Here is an 18,585-nt window from a genome sequence, read left to right as displayed (position 1 = left end):
AACTCCTGGCTTTATTGGCACGGTTTGCCATGCGCCACGCTTTCGGGATTTCCCTGCCAGGAATATCGACTCGACAGAGCATAGATTCCGGACATAAGGCACTTTGCGGAAGAAAGTCCGTAACCAGATGCAAGCGACCGGGCCAAGGGGGAGCCGACCGCACCCCGAATCGCCTTCTCCAGTTCAGAAGGATGTAATTTACCTCACAGAAATTATTCACAAGTTTCGTACAACTGCACCCAACTTGGGGCGTCTGCAAGCGCGGCCGACGCCCCGCTCCGCCGCAAACCCGTTCGGGACAATCCAGGCGAAACACGCCCGAAGCGCACGGAATTCCCAATGAAGGCAATTGGTTTGATGTTGCCGGTACGGGGCTTTACGTCTCCGCAGCCGCGGATGGTCTCGCCCTCGGGCCCGGCCCGTGGCACGCGACTTCGGCAGGGGCCTCTTCTTGGTTGCGTACGATAAATACGCACCAATCGCAGGCAGGCTCGGTTGACGCGTGACGACGCGAAGTCAACTGCCACATTGAAGAAGGGCGTTATTCATGGCGCAGTCTCTCGCCGATCTCGCATCGGCAGAAGTGCAGAGGACCTTGCGCTTCTTCCCCGAGAGCTCGCAGGCCGACCGCGAGGAGTTGCACGCCACGGCGCGGCAACTGCTCGACACCCACGGCGAAGGGGCGCTCACCCGCCTCCGTCCGGCTGCGCGCGTCATGTGGTACCTCGCCGCCGAGGGGCGTGCCGACGACCTCGTCGAGGTGGTCCGGAGCCGGCGCCGGGACCCGAGCGCCTTTCTCGTGGCAGGCGTCAGGCGCCCCCGTCTGGTGCTGCCGGGACTGCAGAGCCTTGAGCTGCCCGACCGTATAACCGCCCTCAAGCCTCGCGACCTCCCCATGACGGCGCAGCTGACCTCGGTCGACTGGCGCGGCGACGATCTGGTGTGGGGAGGGTACGCGTTCGTCGCGAACCTGCCCCGTCCGTCGGGCCGCGTCATCGGCCGGTTCGCGTGGCTGGAGAACGGCGAGACCGGCCGCCGCATCAGGCTGCGCATACGCCGCACCACGGACGAGCAGGCCACCGTCGCCTCCAAACAGGCGCTGCACTGCTACGACCAGTCGGGCTTCGAGGTCGTCGTCCCCGCTCGCCGGCTGCGCGAGCTCGCCGACCTCGGCGCCGGCCAGTGGTTCCTCCGCATCGTGATTCCGGGACCGGGCAGGCTCTACGGCGCCCGGGTGCGCCCGCGCGACGCGGGCACGGCCGGGCACGACCAGGTCCGTCATCTGGCGGACGGCTCACGTCTCGTGGTCGGCTTCACCGACGATGCCGTGACCATCACGGTGCAGCGGCCCGCTGTCGAGGTCGAGTCCTGCACCGTCGCGGACGGCGAAGTGCGACTCGTCACCAGGGCACGGCGCGGGGCCGAGGCCCCCATCGCCGTGCGCATCGCCGAGGGCGACAACGAGTTCGACAGTCCGCTCACCGCGCTGTCCGGTTCCTCCGACGCGTTCCGACGCCACCAAGCGGTGTTCGGCCTTGCCCAGCTGGCCGGGAACGACCTGTCGGGGTCCAGGACCCGGCAATTCGAAGTGACCTTGCGCGGAGACGACGGGCAGGGCCACGACGCGCTGCTCGTCGAAGGCTTCACGACGTCGAGGCACGGCCTCGCCCCCGGCCGTGAACTGGCCGTCCACCGTGACGGGGCCGGCAGGCTGACGCTGGCGACCCGAGCCGTACAACCCGTCGTCGACACGATGACCGTGACGGGGCCGGGAGAGCTGGTGCTCGAAGGCACGTATCCCGGTGGGAAGACGGCCGGGAAGAAGTTCGTCCTGCGCCACGGCGTCCGCTTCGAGGAGAAGGAACTGCCGGTCGAGCTCACCGACGGGCGGTTCACACTTCGGATCAACGCCGAGGCGGCTCCCCAGACGCACGGTCCCGAGCTGCCTCTGTGCCCAGGCCGCTGGTACCTCTTCTTCCGCGACTCGAACGCCTGGGACAAGTCCCGGGACGTCCCGGTGACCCTGCATCCGGAACAGGTGCGGGAGCTGCCCATGTCCCTGCCGGGATCGCTGCGCGGCTACACCGTGGACCGCCGCTACTTCGACCGCATCTTCATCGAGCCGGACCGGATGCTCGGCCCCGACGAGCACGGCGCCTACCGGCAGCGCATTCTGCGCGAGAAATACTTCCACGAGCAGCGCGAGCTCCCCCTGCGCGACGCGGTCCTCTACATCAGCCTCAACGGCAAGCAGTTCTCCGACTCCCCGCGCGCGGTCTACGAGGAGCTGGTGCGCCGGGGGACCGAGGTCGAGCACATCTGGACCCAGGACGCGGGGCTGCCCGAGATGCCGCCGGAAGCGAGGGTCGTGAGCTGGGGCAGCCGCGAGTGGTACGAGGCACTGGCGCGCAGCCGCTATGTCGTCGTCAATTCGGCGGTGGGCGACTGGTTCGTCACCCGCCCCGGGCAACGGGTCGTGCAGACCTGGCACGGCACGCCGCTGAAGAAGATCGGCAAGGACCTGCAGGGGTCTCCCCAGTCGAGTCCCGCCTATATCGCCGGCCTGCCGCACAGCTATCGGCAGTTCGACTTCGTGGTGTCGCCGAACGCGTACACCACGGAGATCATGCGCAGGGCGTACTCCATCGAACGCGACATGCTGGAGAGCGGTTATCCGCGCAACGACGTCTTCCACGCCCCCGACCGCGAGGCGCGGGCCGCGCGGGTCAGGGAGCGGCTCGGCCTGCCCGAGGGCAAGAAGGTGGTGCTCTACGCCCCCACCTGGCGGGAGGACCAGCGGCACGAGAACAAGATGTACAAACTCGATCTGCGCATCGACCTGGCCGCGGCCCAGAAGGAACTCGGCCACGACCACGTGCTGCTCTTCCGCAAGCACCCGAGGGTCCACTCCAGCATCCCGGGCGTCGGCCGGGGCTTCGTGTGGGACGTCACCCGCTACCCGGACATCGCAGATCTTTACCTCGTCGCCGACGTCCTGATCACCGACTACTCCTCGGCGCTGTTCGACTTCGCGCACTCGGGCAAGCCCATGCTGTTCTTCACCTACGACCTGGAGCACTACCGGGACTCGCTGCGCGGCCTGTACTTCGACTTCACCACCCGGGCGCCCGGCCCGCTGCTGAGGACCTCCCCGGAACTGGTCAAGGCACTGCGCGACGTCGACACCGTCGCGGCGGAGCACCAGGAGAAGTACGCCCGATTCCGGAAGGACTTCTGCGAGCCCGGGGACGGTCTCGCGACGGCGCGGGTCGTGGACCGGATGCTCGTCGGCGGTCCGCACGCCGCGGCGCCGGCCGACAGCTGAGCGCGGTACATGCCCGACCTCCCGGCCACGGACTCGTGGCCGGGGGGTCGTTCGTTCCGGCTCAGTCCTCGGGAAGCTCGACCGGCGCCAGCTCGTCGAATCGGTCCCCGGGGCCGGGGTTGGTCGCGTCGGTCTCACCGCCGAAGTGGGTCATGACGCCCCACACCGCGTTCAGCGCGGTCTGCACGGCGCCCTCGGCCCAGCCGGCCGTCCAGGAGATGTCGTCGCCGGCCAGGAACAGGCCCCGCTTGTCGGCGGGCAGCCGGTCCTGCATGAAGTGGGTGAACAGCCGCCGCTGGTAGCGGTAGTGGCCGGGCAGGTTCGCCTTGAACGCGCCCATGAACCAGGGCTCGTTCTCCCAGGAGACGGTGACCGGGTTGCCGGTGATGTGGCTGCGGATGTCGACGTTCGGGTAGATCTCGCCGAGCGACTTCAGCATGACGTCCATGCGCTCGGTCGCCGAGAGCGGCAGCCACTTCAGGCTGTCGTCGCACCAGGTGTACGAGAGGCAGATGCTGGCCGGCCGGTCCGGCCCGTCGTCCAGCAGGTACGTGCCCCGGGTCATCCGGTCGGTCAGCGTCATCGACATGGTGTCGCGCCCGGTGACCCCGTCCTTGTCCAGCCAGAAGGGCCGGTCGACGGGCACGAACAGCTTGGACGACTCCATGTAGTGGGTGCGCTCCATCGCCGTCCAGTGGTCGATCGGGAAGAGCGCGTCGTCACAGGCGATCTTGGAGAGCAGCAGCCAGGACTGCCCGGTGAAGACGGCCGCCCGGAATGTGCGGATGTCGCCGGAGGCGTCGGTGACGGTGATCCGGTTGCCGGCCGTGCGGTTGAGCCGGGTGACCGCGCCGCGCGGCGCGCCGCCGTGCAGCGAGGAAAGCGAGGTGCCGAGCGGCCAGTGCACGATCTTCTGCGGCTCGCGGTCCCACAGGCGCAGCGGGAGCTGCTGGCTGCCGCCGACGATGGAGCGGTGGTGGTCGTCGGCCTCGGTGTAGACGACGCGCAGGATCTCCAGGATGGAGTTGGGGAAGTCGGTGTCCCAGCCGCCGGTGCCGAAGCCGACCTGGCCGAAGATCTCTCGGTGCCGGAAGGACTTGAAGGCGTCGGAGTCGCAGAGGAAGCCGTAGAAGGTCTGGTTGTCGAGCTTCTCGACGAGCCGGGACCAGATCTCCCTGATCCGGGGGACGTCGCGCTCGCGCATCGCCCGGTTCATGTCGGAGAAGTCGGCGCCCTCCTCCAGGCAGCGGTTCCAGGCGTCCATCACATCGCGGTAGACCTGCGGGAGTTCGTCGATGGTCCGCGCGTAGTGCGACTCGCCCTTGAGGTCGACGACGGTGGACGGCGTGGCCGGGCAGAGCGGGTTGGGGAAGGCCTTCGTCTCCAGGCCGACGAGGTCGATGTAGTGCTGGAGGGCGGTCGAGGAGGGCGGGAAGCGCATCGCGCCCATCTCGGCGGTGAGCGGTTCGCCGTCCGTGGCGCAGCCCTCGAACTCGACGGTGCGCAGCCGTCCGCCGATGCGGTCGGCCTCGTAGACGACCGGCTTCAGGCCCATCTTCATCAGCTCGTACGCGGTGATGATGCCGGAGAGTCCGCCGCCGATGACGGCCACCTCGGTGCCGTGCTCGGTCGCCGGTATCTGGCCGAGGCCCGCCGGATGGGCGAGGAAGTCGTCGTACGCGTACGGGAAGTCCGGCCCGAACATGGTGATCGGCGGGGCCGCTTCCTCGGTGTGCTGGACGGCGGGGGGCACAGCGGTCATGGGGTACGGACTCCTTGCGGGAAAGGCGAAGACGTGGAGGGGCGGGGCCGGGCTCAGACGAGAGAGCCGTACAGGCCGGGGCGGCGGTCGCGCAGATACGGGTTGGCGGCGCGGGAGGCTGCCAGCAGGGCGGGGTCGACGTCGCCGGTGACGAGTTCCTCGCCGCGCCCCGCACGGGCGCGGGCCGTGCCGTCGGGCCCGGCCAGGCAGCTCAGCCCGGTGAAGTCGAACTCGCCTTCCGGACCGGTGCGGTTGACGTACGCGATGTACAGCTGGCTCTCGAAGGCGCGGACCGGGACGAGGGATTCGGCGACGAACGAGAAGGGGTGCATCAGCGCGGTCGGGACCAGCAGCAGATCGGTGCCGGCCAGGGCGTGCGCCCGTACGTTCTCCGGGAACTCGACGTCGTAGCAGGTCAGCAGGCCGATCCGGACGCCGTCCAGCTCGGCCTGGACCACGGGCTGCCCGCCGGGGGTGAACCAGTGCTGCTCGAAGTCCCCGAAGAGGTGGGTCTTGCGGTAGTTGGCGAGCGTGGTGCCGTCGGGGCCGATGAGCTGCGCGGAGTTGTACAGGGTGTCGCCCTCGCGCTCGGGGTAGCCGTAGTGGACGGCGATCCCGTGCCGTACGGCGATCTCGGCGACGGCGCGGGCGGCGGGCCCGTCGGCGGCCTCGGCCAGCCGGGGGACGTCGTCGCCGATGGCGTACCCGGTCAGGTACAGCTCGGGGCAGACGAGGAGTCGGGCACCGGTGGCGGCGGCGCGGCGCGCGGCGTCCGCCAGCAGCTCGACGGAGCCGGCCACCGAGCCGGGGCGTCCGGAGCTCTGGAGCAGGGCGGTGCGCAACGACGGCATGGCTGACCTCGGTCGATACGGGCGGGGCGGGGACGTAGAAACGGTACGTTCCGCCGTTGGGCCCGGACAAGGCGCGACCGTTGCGCACCGACGGCCGATCCGTTGCGCGGATCGCGCGGGGCGCGGCGATTCGTTGCACGACACCAGCGCCCATTCCAGCCCGGCCCGCGCTTCGCGACCGGGCCCCCCGATCCAGCCCGTCCGGCGTTTGAGGACGGAACCGTCGCCGGAGGACCCGGCCCACCCGACGTCACCGGCCGATGATCCGGCCGCCCCGCAGGGACCCGCTACCCCGGCGACCCCGACGAGTACCGCCGCAGCAGCGGCGACAACACCAGCACGGACTTCGTCCGCTCCACGTACGGCTCCCCCGCGATCCGCTCGAGCACCTGCTCGAAGTGCCGCATGTCCGCCGCGAAGACCTGGACGAGCGCGTCCGCGTCGCCGGTGACCGTGGACGCCGAGGCGACCTCGGGATACCGGGCGAGGCCCTGCTTGATCGAGTCCGGGGACGTGTTGCGGCTGCAGTAGATCTCGATGTACCCCTCGGTCTCCCAGCCGAGCGCCGCCGGGTCGACCCGCACGGTGAACCCGGTGATGGCTCCCTCCGCGCGCAGCCGGTCCACGCGGCGTTTCACGGCGGGCGCGGACAGGCCGATGATCGAGCCGATGTCGGCATAGGAGCGGCGGGCGTCCTCGGCCAGGGCGTGGACGATGCGTTCGTCGAGGTCGTTCAGTCGCACGTCGTACGGGTCACTTCTCTGCGGGGCGCGGGCGGAGCCGGGCATGACGATGCCGGGGGACGGCGCGTGCCGCCCCCCGGCAGTAGACCACGGGTCAGGGGTTGTCCGGCGGATCAGGGCCGGATGGGACAGGCCCTAGCTCCAGCTGGCGTGCAGCGGCTTGCCCTCGGCGTAGCCGGCCGCGCTCTGGATGCCGACGACGGCCTTCTCGGCGAACTCGGCGAGGGAGGCCGCGCCCGCGTACGTGCAGGAGGAGCGGACGCCCGCGATGATCGAGTCGATCAGGTCCTCGACGCCGGGGCGCGCCGGGTCCAGGAACATCCGCGAGGTGGAGATGCCCTCCTCGAAGAGCGCCTTGCGGGCCCGGTCGTACGCGGACTCGTCGGAGGTCCGGTTCTTCACGGCGCGCGCGGACGCCATGCCGAAGGACTCCTTGTAGAAGCGGCCGTCGGCGCTCTGCTGGAGGTCGCCCGGGGACTCGTACGTACCGGCGAACCAGGAGCCGATCATCACGTTGGACGCGCCGGCCGCGAGGGCCATGGCCACGTCGCGCGGGTGGCGGACGCCGCCGTCGGCCCAGACGTGCTTGCCGTACTTCTTCGCCTCGGCGGCGCACTCCAGTACGGCGGAGAACTGGGGCCGGCCCACACCGGTCATCATCCGGGTGGTGCACATGGCACCGGGTCCGACGCCGACCTTGATGACGTCCGCGCCGGCCTCGATGAGGTCGCGCACGCCCTCGGCGGCGACGATGTTGCCCGCCACGATCGGGACCTGCGGGTCCAGCGCCCGGACCGCGCGCACGGCGCTGATCATGGACTCCTGGTGGCCGTGCGCGGTGTCCACGACGAGGGTGTCGACGCCCGCGTCGAGGAGCTGCTTGGCCTTGCCGGCCACGTCGCCGTTGATGCCGACGGCGGCGGCGATCCGCAGCTTGCCGTCCGCGTCGGTGGCGGGGGTGTAGAGCGTGGCGCGCAGGGCGGCCTTGCGGGTGAGGATGCCGACGAGGCGGCCGTCCGCGTCGACGGCGGGGGCGAGCTTGCGGTTGGCGCCGTCGAGCTTGTTGAAGGCGTCGCGCGGGTCGATGTCCGCGTCCAGCAGGACCAGGTCCTTGGACATGACCTCGGAGAGCTGGGTGAAGCGGTCCACTCCGGTCAGGTCGTGGTCGGTGACCACGCCGACGGGGCGGCGGTCGGCGTCGACGACGACTCCTGCGCCGTGCGCGCGCTTGTGCAGCAGGGACAGCGCGTCGGCGACGGTCTGGCCCGGCGACAGCTCGATGGGGGTGTCGAGGACCAGGTGGCGCGTCTTCACCCAGGAGATGACCTCGGTGACGACCTCGATCGGGATGTCCTGCGGGATGACGACGATGCCGCCGCGGCGGGCGACGGTTTCGGCCATCCGGCGGCCCGCGATGGCGGTCATGTTCGCGACGACGAGCGGGATGGTGGTGCCGCTGCCGTCGGGCGAGGAGAGGTCGACGGCCTGGCGCGATCCGACCGCCGACCGGCCCGGAACCATGAAGACGTCGTCGTACGTGAGGTCGTACGGGACCGAGGGGGACTCTGTGTAGCGACCGGTGCCGGGCTCAAGAAAACGCATAACACTCATTTTTTCATACGAAATGGCGCAGGTCGCTTCCACGAAGACACAGCAAATGACCCCCGCCCTCGTATGTTCCTCCAAAGGACCGCTGCGGGAGTCCCGGGCAAGTGGAACCTGCCTTACCCGGGGACCTTACCCGAACAGCTTTCAACCATTCCCGATCATCTTCTCTGGACCTGGTGACAAGGGGTCAGGTAGCTTCAAACGCGCAGGTCCCGTGGGTCACCGCAACGCCCCGGAGGAACGGACGGAGCATGCTCAACTTCCGTCACCCGTACGACCGGAGAGGATCACAACCCGCCCGTGGAGATCGAACTGCCGGACATCTACTGCCCGTTCCCCCAGCGGACGAACACGCACGTCGCGCACGTACGGGAACATCTGGACGCCTGGACCCGCAACACCGGTCTGGTGCACCGGGATTCGGCCAGGGAGCGCTTCGAGCAGGCGGACTTCGGCGCGTTCGTCGGAATGGTCTACCCGACCGCCGACAGTGAGAACCTGGACCTGGTGGCCGACTGGTTCGTCTGGCTCTTCCTCGTCGACGACCAGCTCGACGACGGCCATCTCGGGCGCAGCCCCGAGCGGGTGCGGGACGTCGTCGCCCTGATGCTCGCCGTGGTCGAGGGCACCCGTACCGGCGTCATGGAGAACGAGGAGCTGCCCGCCGCCGTGGTCGCCCTCATCGACCTGTGGCAACGTACGACGCCGACCGCGGCGGTCCACTGGCGGCGCAGGTTCGCCTGGCACCTGAAGAAGTACCTCACCACCGCCACCACCTGGGAGGCCGGGAACCGGGCGGCGGGCGTGGTGCCGTCGGAGGAGCTGTACATAGAGAAGCGCCGCCACACCGGCGCGATCATCGTCTGCATGGACCTGATAGAGATCGTCGCGGGCATCGAGGCACCTTCCTCGATCCACAACGACCCCCGGTTCATCACCGCGCTGGAGGCGTCCTGCAACCACGTCTGCTGGGCCAATGACGTGTATTCGTACGAGAAGGAGCAGGTGCTCGGCGACATCCACAACCTCGTCCACCTGGTCCGCCACCACCGCGGCTACGGCAAGCAGGAGGCGCTGGAGCACGTCTGCGCGGAGATCGCCGTCGAGACCGAGCGCTTCCTCAAGGCGGAGTCCGAGCTGCTGGAGGCCTATCCGCAGCTGACGCCGATGCTGGAGCCGTACCTCGACGGCATGCGCAGCTGGATGCGCGGCAATCTCGACTGGTCCCGCCAGACGCCCCGCTACAACCCGGCCGACGTCAGCCAGTACGAGCAGCCCGAGCAGTATCTGGAGTCCACGGTACTGGGCGTCTCCCAGGACTGAGCACCGGCTGTACGGGAGAGGGGCGGGCGGTCCGCGGCCGCCCGCCCCTCTCCCGTGTGCCCGCGGGCCGTACGGTCAGTCGCCGTCCGGGTCGGCGCGCTCCAGGGCCGGCCGGCGCGGGGCGGCGGACTCGGTGAGGAGGTAGTCGGCGGCGGCCGTGTCCGTGACCAGGCTGGTGACCAGGCCGGACCGCAGCACCGCGCCGATCGCGGCGGCCTTGCGCTGCCCGCCCGCGATGGCGACCACCTCGGGGATCCGGCGCAGCCGGTCCGCCTCGACGGTGATGCAGCGCTCGCCGAGGTCCCGGCCGACCCGGCGGCCGTCCGAGTCGAACAGGTGGGCCGACATCTCGGCGGCGACGCCGAGCGAGGCGTAGTGCCGGCGCTCCTCGTCGGAGAGCATGTCGTGCACGGTCGAGATCCCGGGCTCCCAGGAACCGATGGAGACGGCCGCGACCGTCACCTTGTCGAAGTACTCGAAGGCGCGGGCGATCCCGGTCTGGTTGCGCAGCGCGGCGGCCGTCGCCGGGTCCGGCAGCAGCATCGGCGCGTAGATCGGGTGGGCCTCGCCGCCGGAGACCTGGGCGGCGCGCCGCACGGCCTCCACCGAACCGCGCTCGGCGGTGCCGGCGTCGTACACCCCGGTGAGCTGCACGACCGTGCACGGGGGCAGCCGGTCGAGGGCGGCGGCCATGTGGATGGTGGAGCGGCCCCAGGCGAGCCCGAGCACATCGCCCTCGGTCACCAGTTCGCCGAGCAGGTCGGCCGCGACCTCGCCGAGGTTCTCCGGGTCCGCAGCGTCGTCCTGCTCCTCCGCCGGGGACTCGACGACGACCGCGTGGCGCAGGCCGTAGCGGGCGCGGAGCGCGTCGGAGCGCTCGGCGTCCAGCTCCGCCGGGACGCGGATCTCGATCCGTACGAGGTCACGCTCCAGAGCGGTCTCCAGGACCCGGGCGACCTTGAAGCGGCTGACGCCGAACTCCTCGGCGATCTGGATCTTGGACTTGCCCTCGAGGTAGAAGCGGCGGGCCATGGCCGCCGCCTGGACCAGCTCCGCGGGCCCCATCCGCAGGGCGGACCGGCCCGCCGACATTGCAGACACCGCGTTCTCCTCACTGCTGTTCACGCTCTTGATACACCGTTCATCCTGTCAGATACGGCGATCCCTGACCGGTCCCGTCGGACCCCGTTCATCTGCCCTTGGCCCGGCCGACGCGCTGCCCGCGCGCCCGCGCCGCCGCGGACTCAGTGCGCGCAGGCCCAGCCGGCCGAGCCGATGGCCCCGTCGGCCTTGGCCCGCAGGGCCCGCACCGCGGCGGCCGGGTCCTGGGCGCCGTACACGGCGGAGCCCGCCACGAAGACGTCGGCACCGGCCTCGGCGCACCGCTCGATGGTGGACTCGGAGACGCCGCCGTCGACCTGGAGCCACAGGTCGAGGCCGTGCTTGGAGATCAGCTCACGGGTGCGGCGGATCTTCGGCAGCATGATGTCCAGGAACGACTGGCCGCCGAAGCCCGGCTCCACGGTCATGATCAGCAGCATGTCGAGCTCGGGGAGCAGGTCCTCGTACGGCTCGATGGGCGTCGCCGGCTTGAGCGCCATGGACGCGCGGGCCCCCTTGGCGCGGATCTCCCGGGCCAGCCGGACGGGGGCCGCGGCGGCCTCCGCGTGGAAGGTGACCGACCCGGCGCCCGCCTCGACGTACTGCGGCGCCCAGCGGTCCGCGTCCTCGATCATCAGATGGCAGTCCAGCGGTGTGTCCGTGGCCCTGCTGAGCGATTCCACGATCGGAACGCCGAGGGTCAGATTGGGCACGAAGTGGTTGTCCATGACATCGACATGGAGCCAGTCGGCACCTTCGACGGCCTTCGCCTCATCGGCGAGGCGCGCGAAGTCGGCGGAGAGAATACTCGGGTTGATCTGGGCCATGGGCCAAGCCTGCCATGTTCTGCGTCACTTCCCCGCCTCGGTGCGCTCCAAAGCCTCACGGGATCATTACGGTTCGCGCATTCCCGGCGTTTCACCCCGCTGCGGGGCCCGTGATCAGCCGGTACGGCGGAGCAGCGCCAGGTACATGGCGTCGGTGCCGTGCAGATGCGGCCAGAGCTGGACGTCGGGCCCGTCGCCCAGCGCGGGCACGCCCGGCATCAGCGGGCGGGCGTCGATCCACTCGGCCTCGAACGGCTCCCCGCCGCGTCCCTTGAGCACGTCCTCGACGACGACCCGGGTCTCCGCGAGGTGCGGCGAGCAGGTCGCGTAGCCGACGACGCCGCCGACGCGTACGGCCTTCAGCGCCTCGCGCAGCAGTCCGCGCTGGAGCGGCGCGAAGCCCTCCAGGTCCTCCGGACGGCGGCGCCAGCGGGCCTCGGGACGGCGGCGGAGCGCGCCGAGACCGGAGCAGGGCACGTCCATGAGGATGCGGTCGAAGGTCCCGGGCCCCCACGGCGGCCGGGTGCCGTCGGCGGTGACCACCTGGTACGGGCCGGGGTTGCCGGCCAGCGCGCGTTCCACGAGGCGGGCGCGATGCGGCTGCTTCTCGGCGGCCAGCAGGGCGGCGCCGCGGTCCGCGGCGAGGGCGGCGAGCAGGGCGGCCTTGCCGCCGGGGCCCGCGCAGCCGTCCAGCCAGCGGGAGTCGCGGCCCTCCAGCGGGGCGGCAGCGAGGGCCGCCGCCACGAGCTGGCTGCCCTCGTCCTGGACCCCGGCCCGGCCGTCGCGCACGGCGGTCAGCGCGCCGGGCTCGCCGCCCTCGGCCATCCGTACGGCGTACGGCGACCAGCGGCCGGGCAGCGCGTTCTCCTCGCCGAGCTCCTCGGTGAGTTCGGCGGTGGTGGAGCGGCCGGGGCGGGCGACCAGGGTGACCTCGGGGCGCTCGTTGTCCGCTTCCAGCAGGTCCTCGATACCGGCCCGGCCGCCGCCGAGCGCGTCCCAGAGCGCCGAGACGACCCAGCGCGGGTGGGAGTGGACGACCGCGAGGTGGTCCTCGGCGTCGTCCTCGTACGAGGGGGCCACCTTCGCCACCCAGCCGTCGAGGTCGTCCGCGGAGACCTTGCGCAGCACCGCGTTGACGAACTTGGCCCGCCCCTCCCCCAGCACCACCCGGGCCAGCTCCACGCTCGCGGAGACCGCCGCGTGGGTCGGGATGCGGGTACCGAGGAGCTGGTGCACGCCCATGTTCAGCACGTCCAGGACCGGCGGGTCGACCTCGCGCAGCGGCCGGTCGATACAGGCGGCGACGATCGCGTCGTACGTCCCCTGCCGGCGCAGCGTGCCGTAGACCAGCTCGGTCGCCAGGGCCGCGTCCCGGTGGTCGAAGTCGCCCTTGGCGCGGGCCTTCTTCAGCAGCGGGGGCAGGACGAGGTTCGCGTACGCGTCGCGCTCGTCGACGGCCCGCAGGACCTCGAAGGCGAGGAAGCGGACCGGGTCCTTCTTGGGGCGGCGGTGCGGCTTGGCGGGACGGCGACGCGGCTGGTCGTTCACGTGAAAGGTGCTCCGCTGGAGGTGAGAGGACGAACCCTGCAAGCCTACGTCCCCGTGCCGTGCCGCCCGCCCGCCGGCGCTGTCCGCCAGGGCCTGTCCGACCCTGATCCGCCGGACGGGCCTAGTTCCCGAGCAGCTCGCCGGGGACGATGCGGACCCCGCGCGCCCAGTCCGCGGCGCGCATCGGCTTCTTGCCCTGCGGCTGCACCCAGAGCAGCTCCACCGCGTGCGACCCGGTGCCGGCGAACACGTTGTTCTTGCCCACCGACAGCTCACCGGGCGCGAGTTCGGACCGGTCCACGGCCGGGGTCGCCTGGACCAGCTTCAGGCGCTCGCCCCGGAACAGCGTCCAGGCGCCGGGGGCGGGCGTGCAGCCGCGGACGACACGGTCGACGCGCAGGGCGGGCGCGGACCACTGCACCTCGGCGTCCTCGACGGTGATCTTGGGGGCCAGGGTGACCCCGTCGGCGGGCTGCTCCACGGCGTGCAGGGTGCCGTCCTCGATGCCGTCCATGGTCGCGGCGAGCAGCCCGGCACCGGCGAACGCCAGCCGGGTCAGCAGGTCGCCGCTGGTGTCGGTCGGGCGGACCTCCTCGGTGAGGACGCCGTAGACCGGCCCCGAGTCGAGCCCCTCCTCGATGAGGAAGGTGGAGGCGCCGGTGACCTCGTCGCCGGCCATCACCGCGTGCTGCACGGGGGCCGCGCCGCGCCAGGCGGGCAGCAGCGAGAAGTGCAGGTTGACCCAGCCACGGGCCGGGATGCCGAGCGCAGCCTTGGGCAGCAGCGCGCCGTACGCGACGACCGGGCAGCAGTCCGGCGCGATCTCCCGCAGTCGCGCGAGGAAGTCCTCGTCCCGGGGCCTCGCGGGCTTGAGCACCTCGATCCCGGCCTCCTCGGCACGCTGGGCGACCGGGCTGGCCACCAGCCGCCGGCCGCGCCCCGCGGGCGCGTCGGGCCTCGTCACGACGGCGGCCACTTCGTGGCGGCCGGAGGCGATCAGGGCGTCCAGGGCGGGAACGGCTACCTCGGGGGTGCCGGCGAAGACGAGCTTCATGGGTGGCTGACTGCCTCTCAGGCCGGACTCTCAGGCCGAAACGTTACGGTGACGAGCAACGCACAAGTCTATGGGCCCGGGGCCCGGGGGGCGTACGCGCACTTGCGCGCCCCTTGCACGTGCCCATACGCCCCCTGAGCGTGACCAGATCCACGGGTGCGGCGTTGGTCAAGAGAGATTGACCGAAGCGAGCCGCCCTGGTGCGGCCCGATCCCTTTCAACGCCGGTTCGAGAGGCTTCTTCATGGCCGACCACGCAACCCATGACGCCCAAGCGCGGGCCAGCCTGCACCTCCTGGTGCGGGACATCGAGCGGGTCCGGCGGCAGGTGGACGCACTGCGCACGCTCACCGCACAGCTGGGCAACGTCTACCGTCCGCGCCGCTCCGGCCCGTCCGCGGGCTTCGTCGTCTACGGGAGGGCCCCGGCCCCCACGGTCAGACTGGCCCAGGAACTGCGGGACAGCGTCGAGACGCTGGTCACGGCGGCCGTGGACTTCGACCGCTCGCTGGGCTTCTCCTGGGACGCGGTGGGCTCCGCGCTCGGGGTCACCAAGCAGGCCGTCCACCGCCGTTACGGCACCCGGCGGACGACCCCCCAGCCGACGGCGGCCGAGACCGCGGAGGTGGTCCCCCAACGCGCCCCCACCGTCCCGGCCGCCCGCACCCCCCAACCCCCGACGGACCGTCCCAACCCATTCCCGGGGCCCCGCAACGGCTGACCGGGGCCGAGTGGGGGTGTCCGTGCTGCCTTCGCGGCACGGACCCCCACTCGCAATCAGCCAGAAAGCGCCCGCGGCCGCAATTCCAGCCCGTCCGGCGATTGAGGACAAGCCCCGGCCGAGGCGCACCCGCAGCCTCGGTCGTGCCCGCGCGAACCCAGCCCGTCCGGCGCTTGAGGACAAAGACCTCAGCCGATGTCCACCGGATCCACCCGCACCCGCACCGCACCCCCACCCCGCGCCACGCGCGCAGCGCGCAACGCCCCGGCCAACGCCGCCCCACTCCCGGGCGGCACCCGCACCAGCGCCCGCTCCCAGACCTCCCCCGCCGGCGCCTCGAACGCCCGCCGGGGCCGCCCCGGCTCCGCGGCCGGCACCGGTACCGGGCCAAGCACCTCCGCGTCCGCGGGCAGCTCCGCCCCCGCGAGGAACGCCGCCAGCGCCTCCGGCGGCCCGGTCAGCGACGCCATCCGGGACACCGGCGGAAAGCCCAGCTCGGCCCGCTCCGCCAGCTCCCGCCGGGCGTGCCCCACCGGGTCCCAGCGAACCAGCGCCTGCACCGGCCGCAGCGTCGGCTCGGCGACGACGACCACCGTGCCGCCCTCGGGCCGCCCCCGGACCAGCGCGGAGGCAGCCGTCCAGCGGCGCAGGGCCTCCTCGCCGGCGCGCAGGTCGGGGCGGCCGACCATCGCCCAGCCGTCCAACAGCAGCGCCGCCGCGTACCCGCCCTCCGCGACCGGCTCGGCGCCCGGCGTGCTGACGACGAGCGCGGGCTGGTCCGGCACCGCGTCGAGCACATGGTCGCGCCCGGACGTCCGGACCGGCACGGCCGGGAACGCCCGGCCCAGCTCCTCCGCCGTGCGCCGGGCACCGATGATCTGGGCGCGCAACCGCCGCCCGCCGCAGGCCACGCAGTGCCAGGACGTCTCGGCCCGCCCGCACCAGGCGCAGTTCAGGTCCCGCTCGTCGGGCGCCTCCAGCGGCCCCGCGCACTCCCGGCACCGGGCGGGCTCCCGGCAGCGCTCGCAGGCGAGCCTGGGGGCGTAACCCCGGCGGGGCACCTGGACCAGCACCGGACCGGTGCGCAGCCCGTCCCGGACGGTCTGCCAGGCGAGGCTGGGCAGCCGGGCGGCCCGCGCCGCCCCGTCCCGCGCGAGTTCGCCGTCGCCCACGGTACGGATGACGGGCGCCGCCGCCCGCAGCTGCTCCCGGCCGGCGCGCAGCGGCAGCGCCCAGCCGCTCTCGACGAGCTGCGCGGCCTCCACGGTGCAGCTGAGGGCGCCGAGCAGGAACGCGCACCGCCCGTGCGTGGCCCGCAGCTCCAGGACCTCGCGGACATGGGGGAAGGGGGCGCGGTCGTCGCTGTGGCTGGAGTCGCCGTCGTCCCAGATGACGACGAGCCCGAGATCGGCGACCGGCGCGAACATCGCGGCCCTGGTCCCCACCACCGCCCGGACGGACCCGCGCCGCACGGCGAGCCATTCCCGGTAGCGCCGGCCGGGCCCGGAGCCAGCGGTGAGCAGCGCGTGCCGCCCCTCGCCGAGCAGGGCGGTGAGCGCGGCGTCGACCCGGGCGGCGGTCCGCCCGTCGGGGACGACGACGAGGGCGCCGCGCCCGGAGGAGAGGGTCGCGGCGACGGCCGTGGCGATCTCGGCGGGCCAGTGCGGTCCGGGCAGCGCGGTCCACACGGCCCTGGGGGCGCCGCCGGTGGCCAGCGCGGACAGGAAGGCGGGCCCCTGCTCGTACCGCTCCCAGCTGCCGGGTGCGGGCCGCGCGGGGGCGGGCAGGGGCGCGGGCGACGGCTTGGACTCGGCCTGCGCGTTGCGCGGGGGGACGGCGAGCTGGAGGACGTCCGCGAGGCTGCCCGCGTACCGGTCGGCGACGGCGCGGGCGAGGGCGAGGAGGTCCGGGCCGAGGACCGGCTCCGGGGAGACGACGGAGGCGAGCGCGGCGAGCGCCCCGTTGTAGTCGGACTCGGCCAGCCGCTCGACGAGGAAGCCGTCGATGAGCCCGCCGCCCTCGCGCCGGCCGCCGCGCACGTTGCGGCCCCCGGCACCGAACCGGACCCGCACCCGCACCCCGGGCTGCGCGTCTGCGTCCAGTTCCTCGGGGACGGCGTAGTCGAAGTACTGGTCGAGGTGGAGCGCGCCCTTGTTGACGAGGACGCGGGCGACGGGCAGCTCCTCGGCGAGGGCCGCCCCGCGCCAGGTGCGCGGTTTGGCGCGCGGCACGTCGGCCCGGCGCACGGTCTCCCGGATCAGCGCCAGCTGTTCCGGCGCCCCGGGCCCGGGCTCGTCGGACCGCTCGTTCTCGCTGCTCACAGCTCCATCCCTACCAGACGCCTCGGACAACGGCGCCCGCCCTTCCCCGTAACCCCCGGGCATCGAAACGCCGGAGCCCGGACACCGTGACGGCGTCCGGGCTCCGGCGGGAGACTGCCTGGGCCGTCCCTACAGACCCGCGGCGGCGCGCAGCGCGTCCACCCGGTCCGTGCGCTCCCACGTGAAGTCGGGAAGCTCGCGGCCGAAGTGACCGTACGCGGCGGTCTGGGCGTAGATCGGGCGCAGCAGGTCGAGGTCGCGGATGATCGCGGCCGGGCGGAGGTCGAAGACCTCGCCGATGGCGTGCTCGATCTTCTCGGTCTCGACCGCGGCGGTGCCGAAGGTCTCGACGAAGAGGCCCACCGGCTCGGCCTTGCCGATCGCGTAGGCGACCTGGACCTCGCAGCGGGCCGCGAGGCCGGCGGCGACGACGTTCTTGGCGACCCAGCGCATCGCGTAGGCGGCCGAGCGGTCCACCTTCGACGGGTCCTTGCCGGAGAAGGCACCGCCGCCGTGGCGGGCCATGCCGCCGTAGGTGTCGATGATGATCTTGCGGCCGGTCAGGCCGGCGTCGCCCATCGGGCCGCCGATCTCGAAGCGGCCGGTCGGGTTGACGAGGAGGCGGTAGCCCTCGGTGTCGAGCTTGATGCCGTCCTCGATGAGCTGGTTCAGCACGTGCTCGACGACGAACTCGCGGATGTCGGGCGCGAGCAGCGAGTCGAGGTCGATGTCGCTGGCGTGCTGCGAGGAGACGACGACGGTGTCGAGACGGACGGCCTTGTCGCCGTCGTACTCGATGGTGACCTGGGTCTTGCCGTCGGGGCGCAGGTACGGGATGGTCCCGTTCTTGCGGACCTCGGACAGGCGACGGGAGAGCCGGTGCGCGAGGTAGATCGGCAGCGGCATGAGCTCGGGGGTCTCGTCGCAGGCGTAGCCGAACATCAGGCCCTGGTCGCCGGCGCCCTGCTTGTCGAGCTCGTCCTCATCGCCCTCGACCCGCTTCTCGTACGCGGTGTCGACGCCCTGGGCGATGTCCGGTGACTGGGCCCCGATGGACACCGAGACGCCGCAGGAGGCGCCGTCGAAGCCCTTCTTGGAGGAGTCGTAGCCGATCTCCAGGACCTTGTTGCGGACCAGCGTCGGAATGTCGGCGTAGGCCTTGGTCGTGACCTCACCCGCGACATGCACCAGACCGGTGGTGATCAGGGTCTCGACGGCGACGCGGGAGGACGGGTCCTCGCGCAGGAGCGCGTCGAGAATGGTGTCGCTGATCTGGTCGGCGATCTTGTCGGGGTGGCCCTCGGTCACGGACTCCGAGGTGAAGAGACGGCGGGACACATCGCTCCCTGGGGTTGCAGCGGCTGCTGGCTGATCATTGGCCGGACGGTCCGGGAGCTGCGCC

The 18,585-nt window shown here is 72.0% G+C and carries 13 protein-coding genes; 3 read left to right on the top strand and 10 right to left on the bottom strand.

The genetic code is table 11. The features are described from left to right. Positions 1-547: 547 nt before the first annotated feature. The gene (locus BLW14_RS26965; RefSeq protein ID WP_093709739.1) at positions 548-3,325 is read left to right on the top strand and encodes a CDP-glycerol glycerophosphotransferase family protein; all 2,778 of its coding nucleotides are present in this window, start codon (positions 548-550) and stop codon (positions 3,323-3,325) included. A gap of 61 nt (positions 3,326-3,386) precedes the next feature. Here the strand turns inward: BLW14_RS26965 and BLW14_RS26960 are convergent, their stop codons facing one another. The 4 genes from BLW14_RS26960 to BLW14_RS26945 all read right to left on the bottom strand — a co-directional run bounded on the left by BLW14_RS26960 (position 3,387) and on the right by BLW14_RS26945 (position 8,283). Further along, positions 3,387-5,087: a flavin monoamine oxidase family protein gene (locus BLW14_RS26960; RefSeq protein ID WP_093709738.1), complete on the bottom strand. Its 1,701-nt coding sequence runs from the start codon at positions 5,085-5,087 to the stop codon at positions 3,387-3,389. A 53-nt stretch (positions 5,088-5,140) separates the two neighbouring features. Next, complete coding sequence (locus BLW14_RS26955) at positions 5,141-5,938, bottom strand: carbon-nitrogen hydrolase family protein (protein ID WP_093709737.1); 798 nt, start codon at positions 5,936-5,938, stop codon at positions 5,141-5,143. A gap of 287 nt (positions 5,939-6,225) precedes the next feature. Next, positions 6,226-6,681, bottom strand: coding sequence for an Lrp/AsnC family transcriptional regulator (locus BLW14_RS26950; RefSeq protein WP_093709736.1), 456 nt, complete (start codon positions 6,679-6,681; stop codon positions 6,226-6,228). 135 nt (positions 6,682-6,816) lie between these two features. Further along, positions 6,817-8,283, bottom strand: a complete 1,467-nt coding sequence (locus BLW14_RS26945; protein ID WP_018524260.1) for a GuaB1 family IMP dehydrogenase-related protein — start codon at positions 8,281-8,283, stop codon at positions 6,817-6,819. Between the two features lie 306 nt (positions 8,284-8,589). Here BLW14_RS26945 and BLW14_RS26940 point away from each other — a divergent pair, with 306 nt between their 5' ends. Continuing rightward, positions 8,590-9,612, top strand: a complete 1,023-nt coding sequence (locus tag BLW14_RS26940) for a terpene synthase family protein (protein ID WP_093709735.1) — start codon at positions 8,590-8,592, stop codon at positions 9,610-9,612. A gap of 75 nt (positions 9,613-9,687) precedes the next feature. On the opposite strand, the gene BLW14_RS26935 is transcribed toward BLW14_RS26940, so the two are convergent. The 4 genes from BLW14_RS26935 to fmt all read right to left on the bottom strand — a co-directional run bounded on the left by BLW14_RS26935 (position 9,688) and on the right by fmt (position 14,142). Next, positions 9,688-10,704 (bottom strand): sugar-binding transcriptional regulator, encoded by a 1,017-nt coding sequence (locus BLW14_RS26935; protein WP_093709734.1) that lies wholly within the window; start codon positions 10,702-10,704, stop codon positions 9,688-9,690. 152 nt (positions 10,705-10,856) lie between these two features. After that, positions 10,857-11,540, bottom strand: coding sequence for a ribulose-phosphate 3-epimerase (rpe, locus tag BLW14_RS26930; RefSeq protein ID WP_093709733.1), 684 nt, complete (start codon positions 11,538-11,540; stop codon positions 10,857-10,859). Between the two features lie 114 nt (positions 11,541-11,654). Continuing rightward, positions 11,655-13,088 (bottom strand): RsmB/NOP family class I SAM-dependent RNA methyltransferase, encoded by a 1,434-nt coding sequence (locus BLW14_RS26925; protein ID WP_093709732.1) that lies wholly within the window; start codon positions 13,086-13,088, stop codon positions 11,655-11,657. 121 nt (positions 13,089-13,209) lie between these two features. Then, positions 13,210-14,142: a methionyl-tRNA formyltransferase gene (fmt, locus tag BLW14_RS26920; RefSeq protein ID WP_093709731.1), complete on the bottom strand. Its 933-nt coding sequence runs from the start codon at positions 14,140-14,142 to the stop codon at positions 13,210-13,212. A gap of 243 nt (positions 14,143-14,385) precedes the next feature. Between fmt and BLW14_RS26915 the strand changes: the two genes are divergently transcribed. Then, positions 14,386-14,862 (top strand): hypothetical protein, encoded by a 477-nt coding sequence (locus BLW14_RS26915; protein WP_093709730.1) that lies wholly within the window; start codon positions 14,386-14,388, stop codon positions 14,860-14,862. A 188-nt stretch (positions 14,863-15,050) separates the two neighbouring features. Here BLW14_RS26915 and BLW14_RS26910 read toward each other — a convergent pair whose 3' ends face one another. Beyond that, a complete protein-coding gene (locus BLW14_RS26910; protein WP_093709729.1) occupies positions 15,051-17,183 on the bottom strand; it encodes a primosomal protein N' in 2,133 nt (710 codons plus the stop codon). A gap of 129 nt (positions 17,184-17,312) precedes the next feature. Next, on the bottom strand, positions 17,313-18,521 hold the full coding sequence (gene metK, locus BLW14_RS26905; protein WP_093709728.1) for a methionine adenosyltransferase: 1,209 nt from the start codon (positions 18,519-18,521) through the stop codon (positions 17,313-17,315). Between the last annotated feature and the right edge of the window lie 64 nt (positions 18,522-18,585).

This window comes from Streptomyces sp. 2131.1 (genome assembly GCF_900105515.1).
GTDB classification, from domain to species: domain Bacteria; phylum Actinomycetota; class Actinomycetes; order Streptomycetales; family Streptomycetaceae; genus Streptomyces; species Streptomyces drozdowiczii.
Note: the sequence above shows the minus strand (reverse complement) of the source record. Positions and strands in the feature narration are given on the sequence as shown.

Bases quoted from the DNA above. Each gene is read 5' to 3' on its own strand.
- BLW14_RS26965 (WP_093709739.1), top strand. From the start codon at position 548: ATGGCGCAGTCTCTCGCCGATCTCGCATCGGCAGAAGTGCAGAGGACC.
- BLW14_RS26960 (WP_093709738.1), bottom strand. From the start codon at position 5,087: ATGACCGCTGTGCCCCCCGCCGTCCAGCACACCGAGGAAGCGGCCCCG.
- BLW14_RS26955 (WP_093709737.1), bottom strand. From the start codon at position 5,938: ATGCCGTCGTTGCGCACCGCCCTGCTCCAGAGCTCCGGACGCCCCGGC.
- BLW14_RS26945 (WP_018524260.1), bottom strand. From the start codon at position 8,283: ATGCGTTTTCTTGAGCCCGGCACCGGTCGCTACACAGAGTCCCCCTCG.
- BLW14_RS26935 (WP_093709734.1), bottom strand. From the start codon at position 10,704: ATGTCGGCGGGCCGGTCCGCCCTGCGGATGGGGCCCGCGGAGCTGGTC.
- rpe (WP_093709733.1), bottom strand. From the start codon at position 11,540: ATGGCCCAGATCAACCCGAGTATTCTCTCCGCCGACTTCGCGCGCCTC.
- fmt (WP_093709731.1), bottom strand. From the start codon at position 14,142: ATGAAGCTCGTCTTCGCCGGCACCCCCGAGGTAGCCGTTCCCGCCCTG.
- BLW14_RS26915 (WP_093709730.1), top strand. From the start codon at position 14,386: ATGGCCGACCACGCAACCCATGACGCCCAAGCGCGGGCCAGCCTGCAC.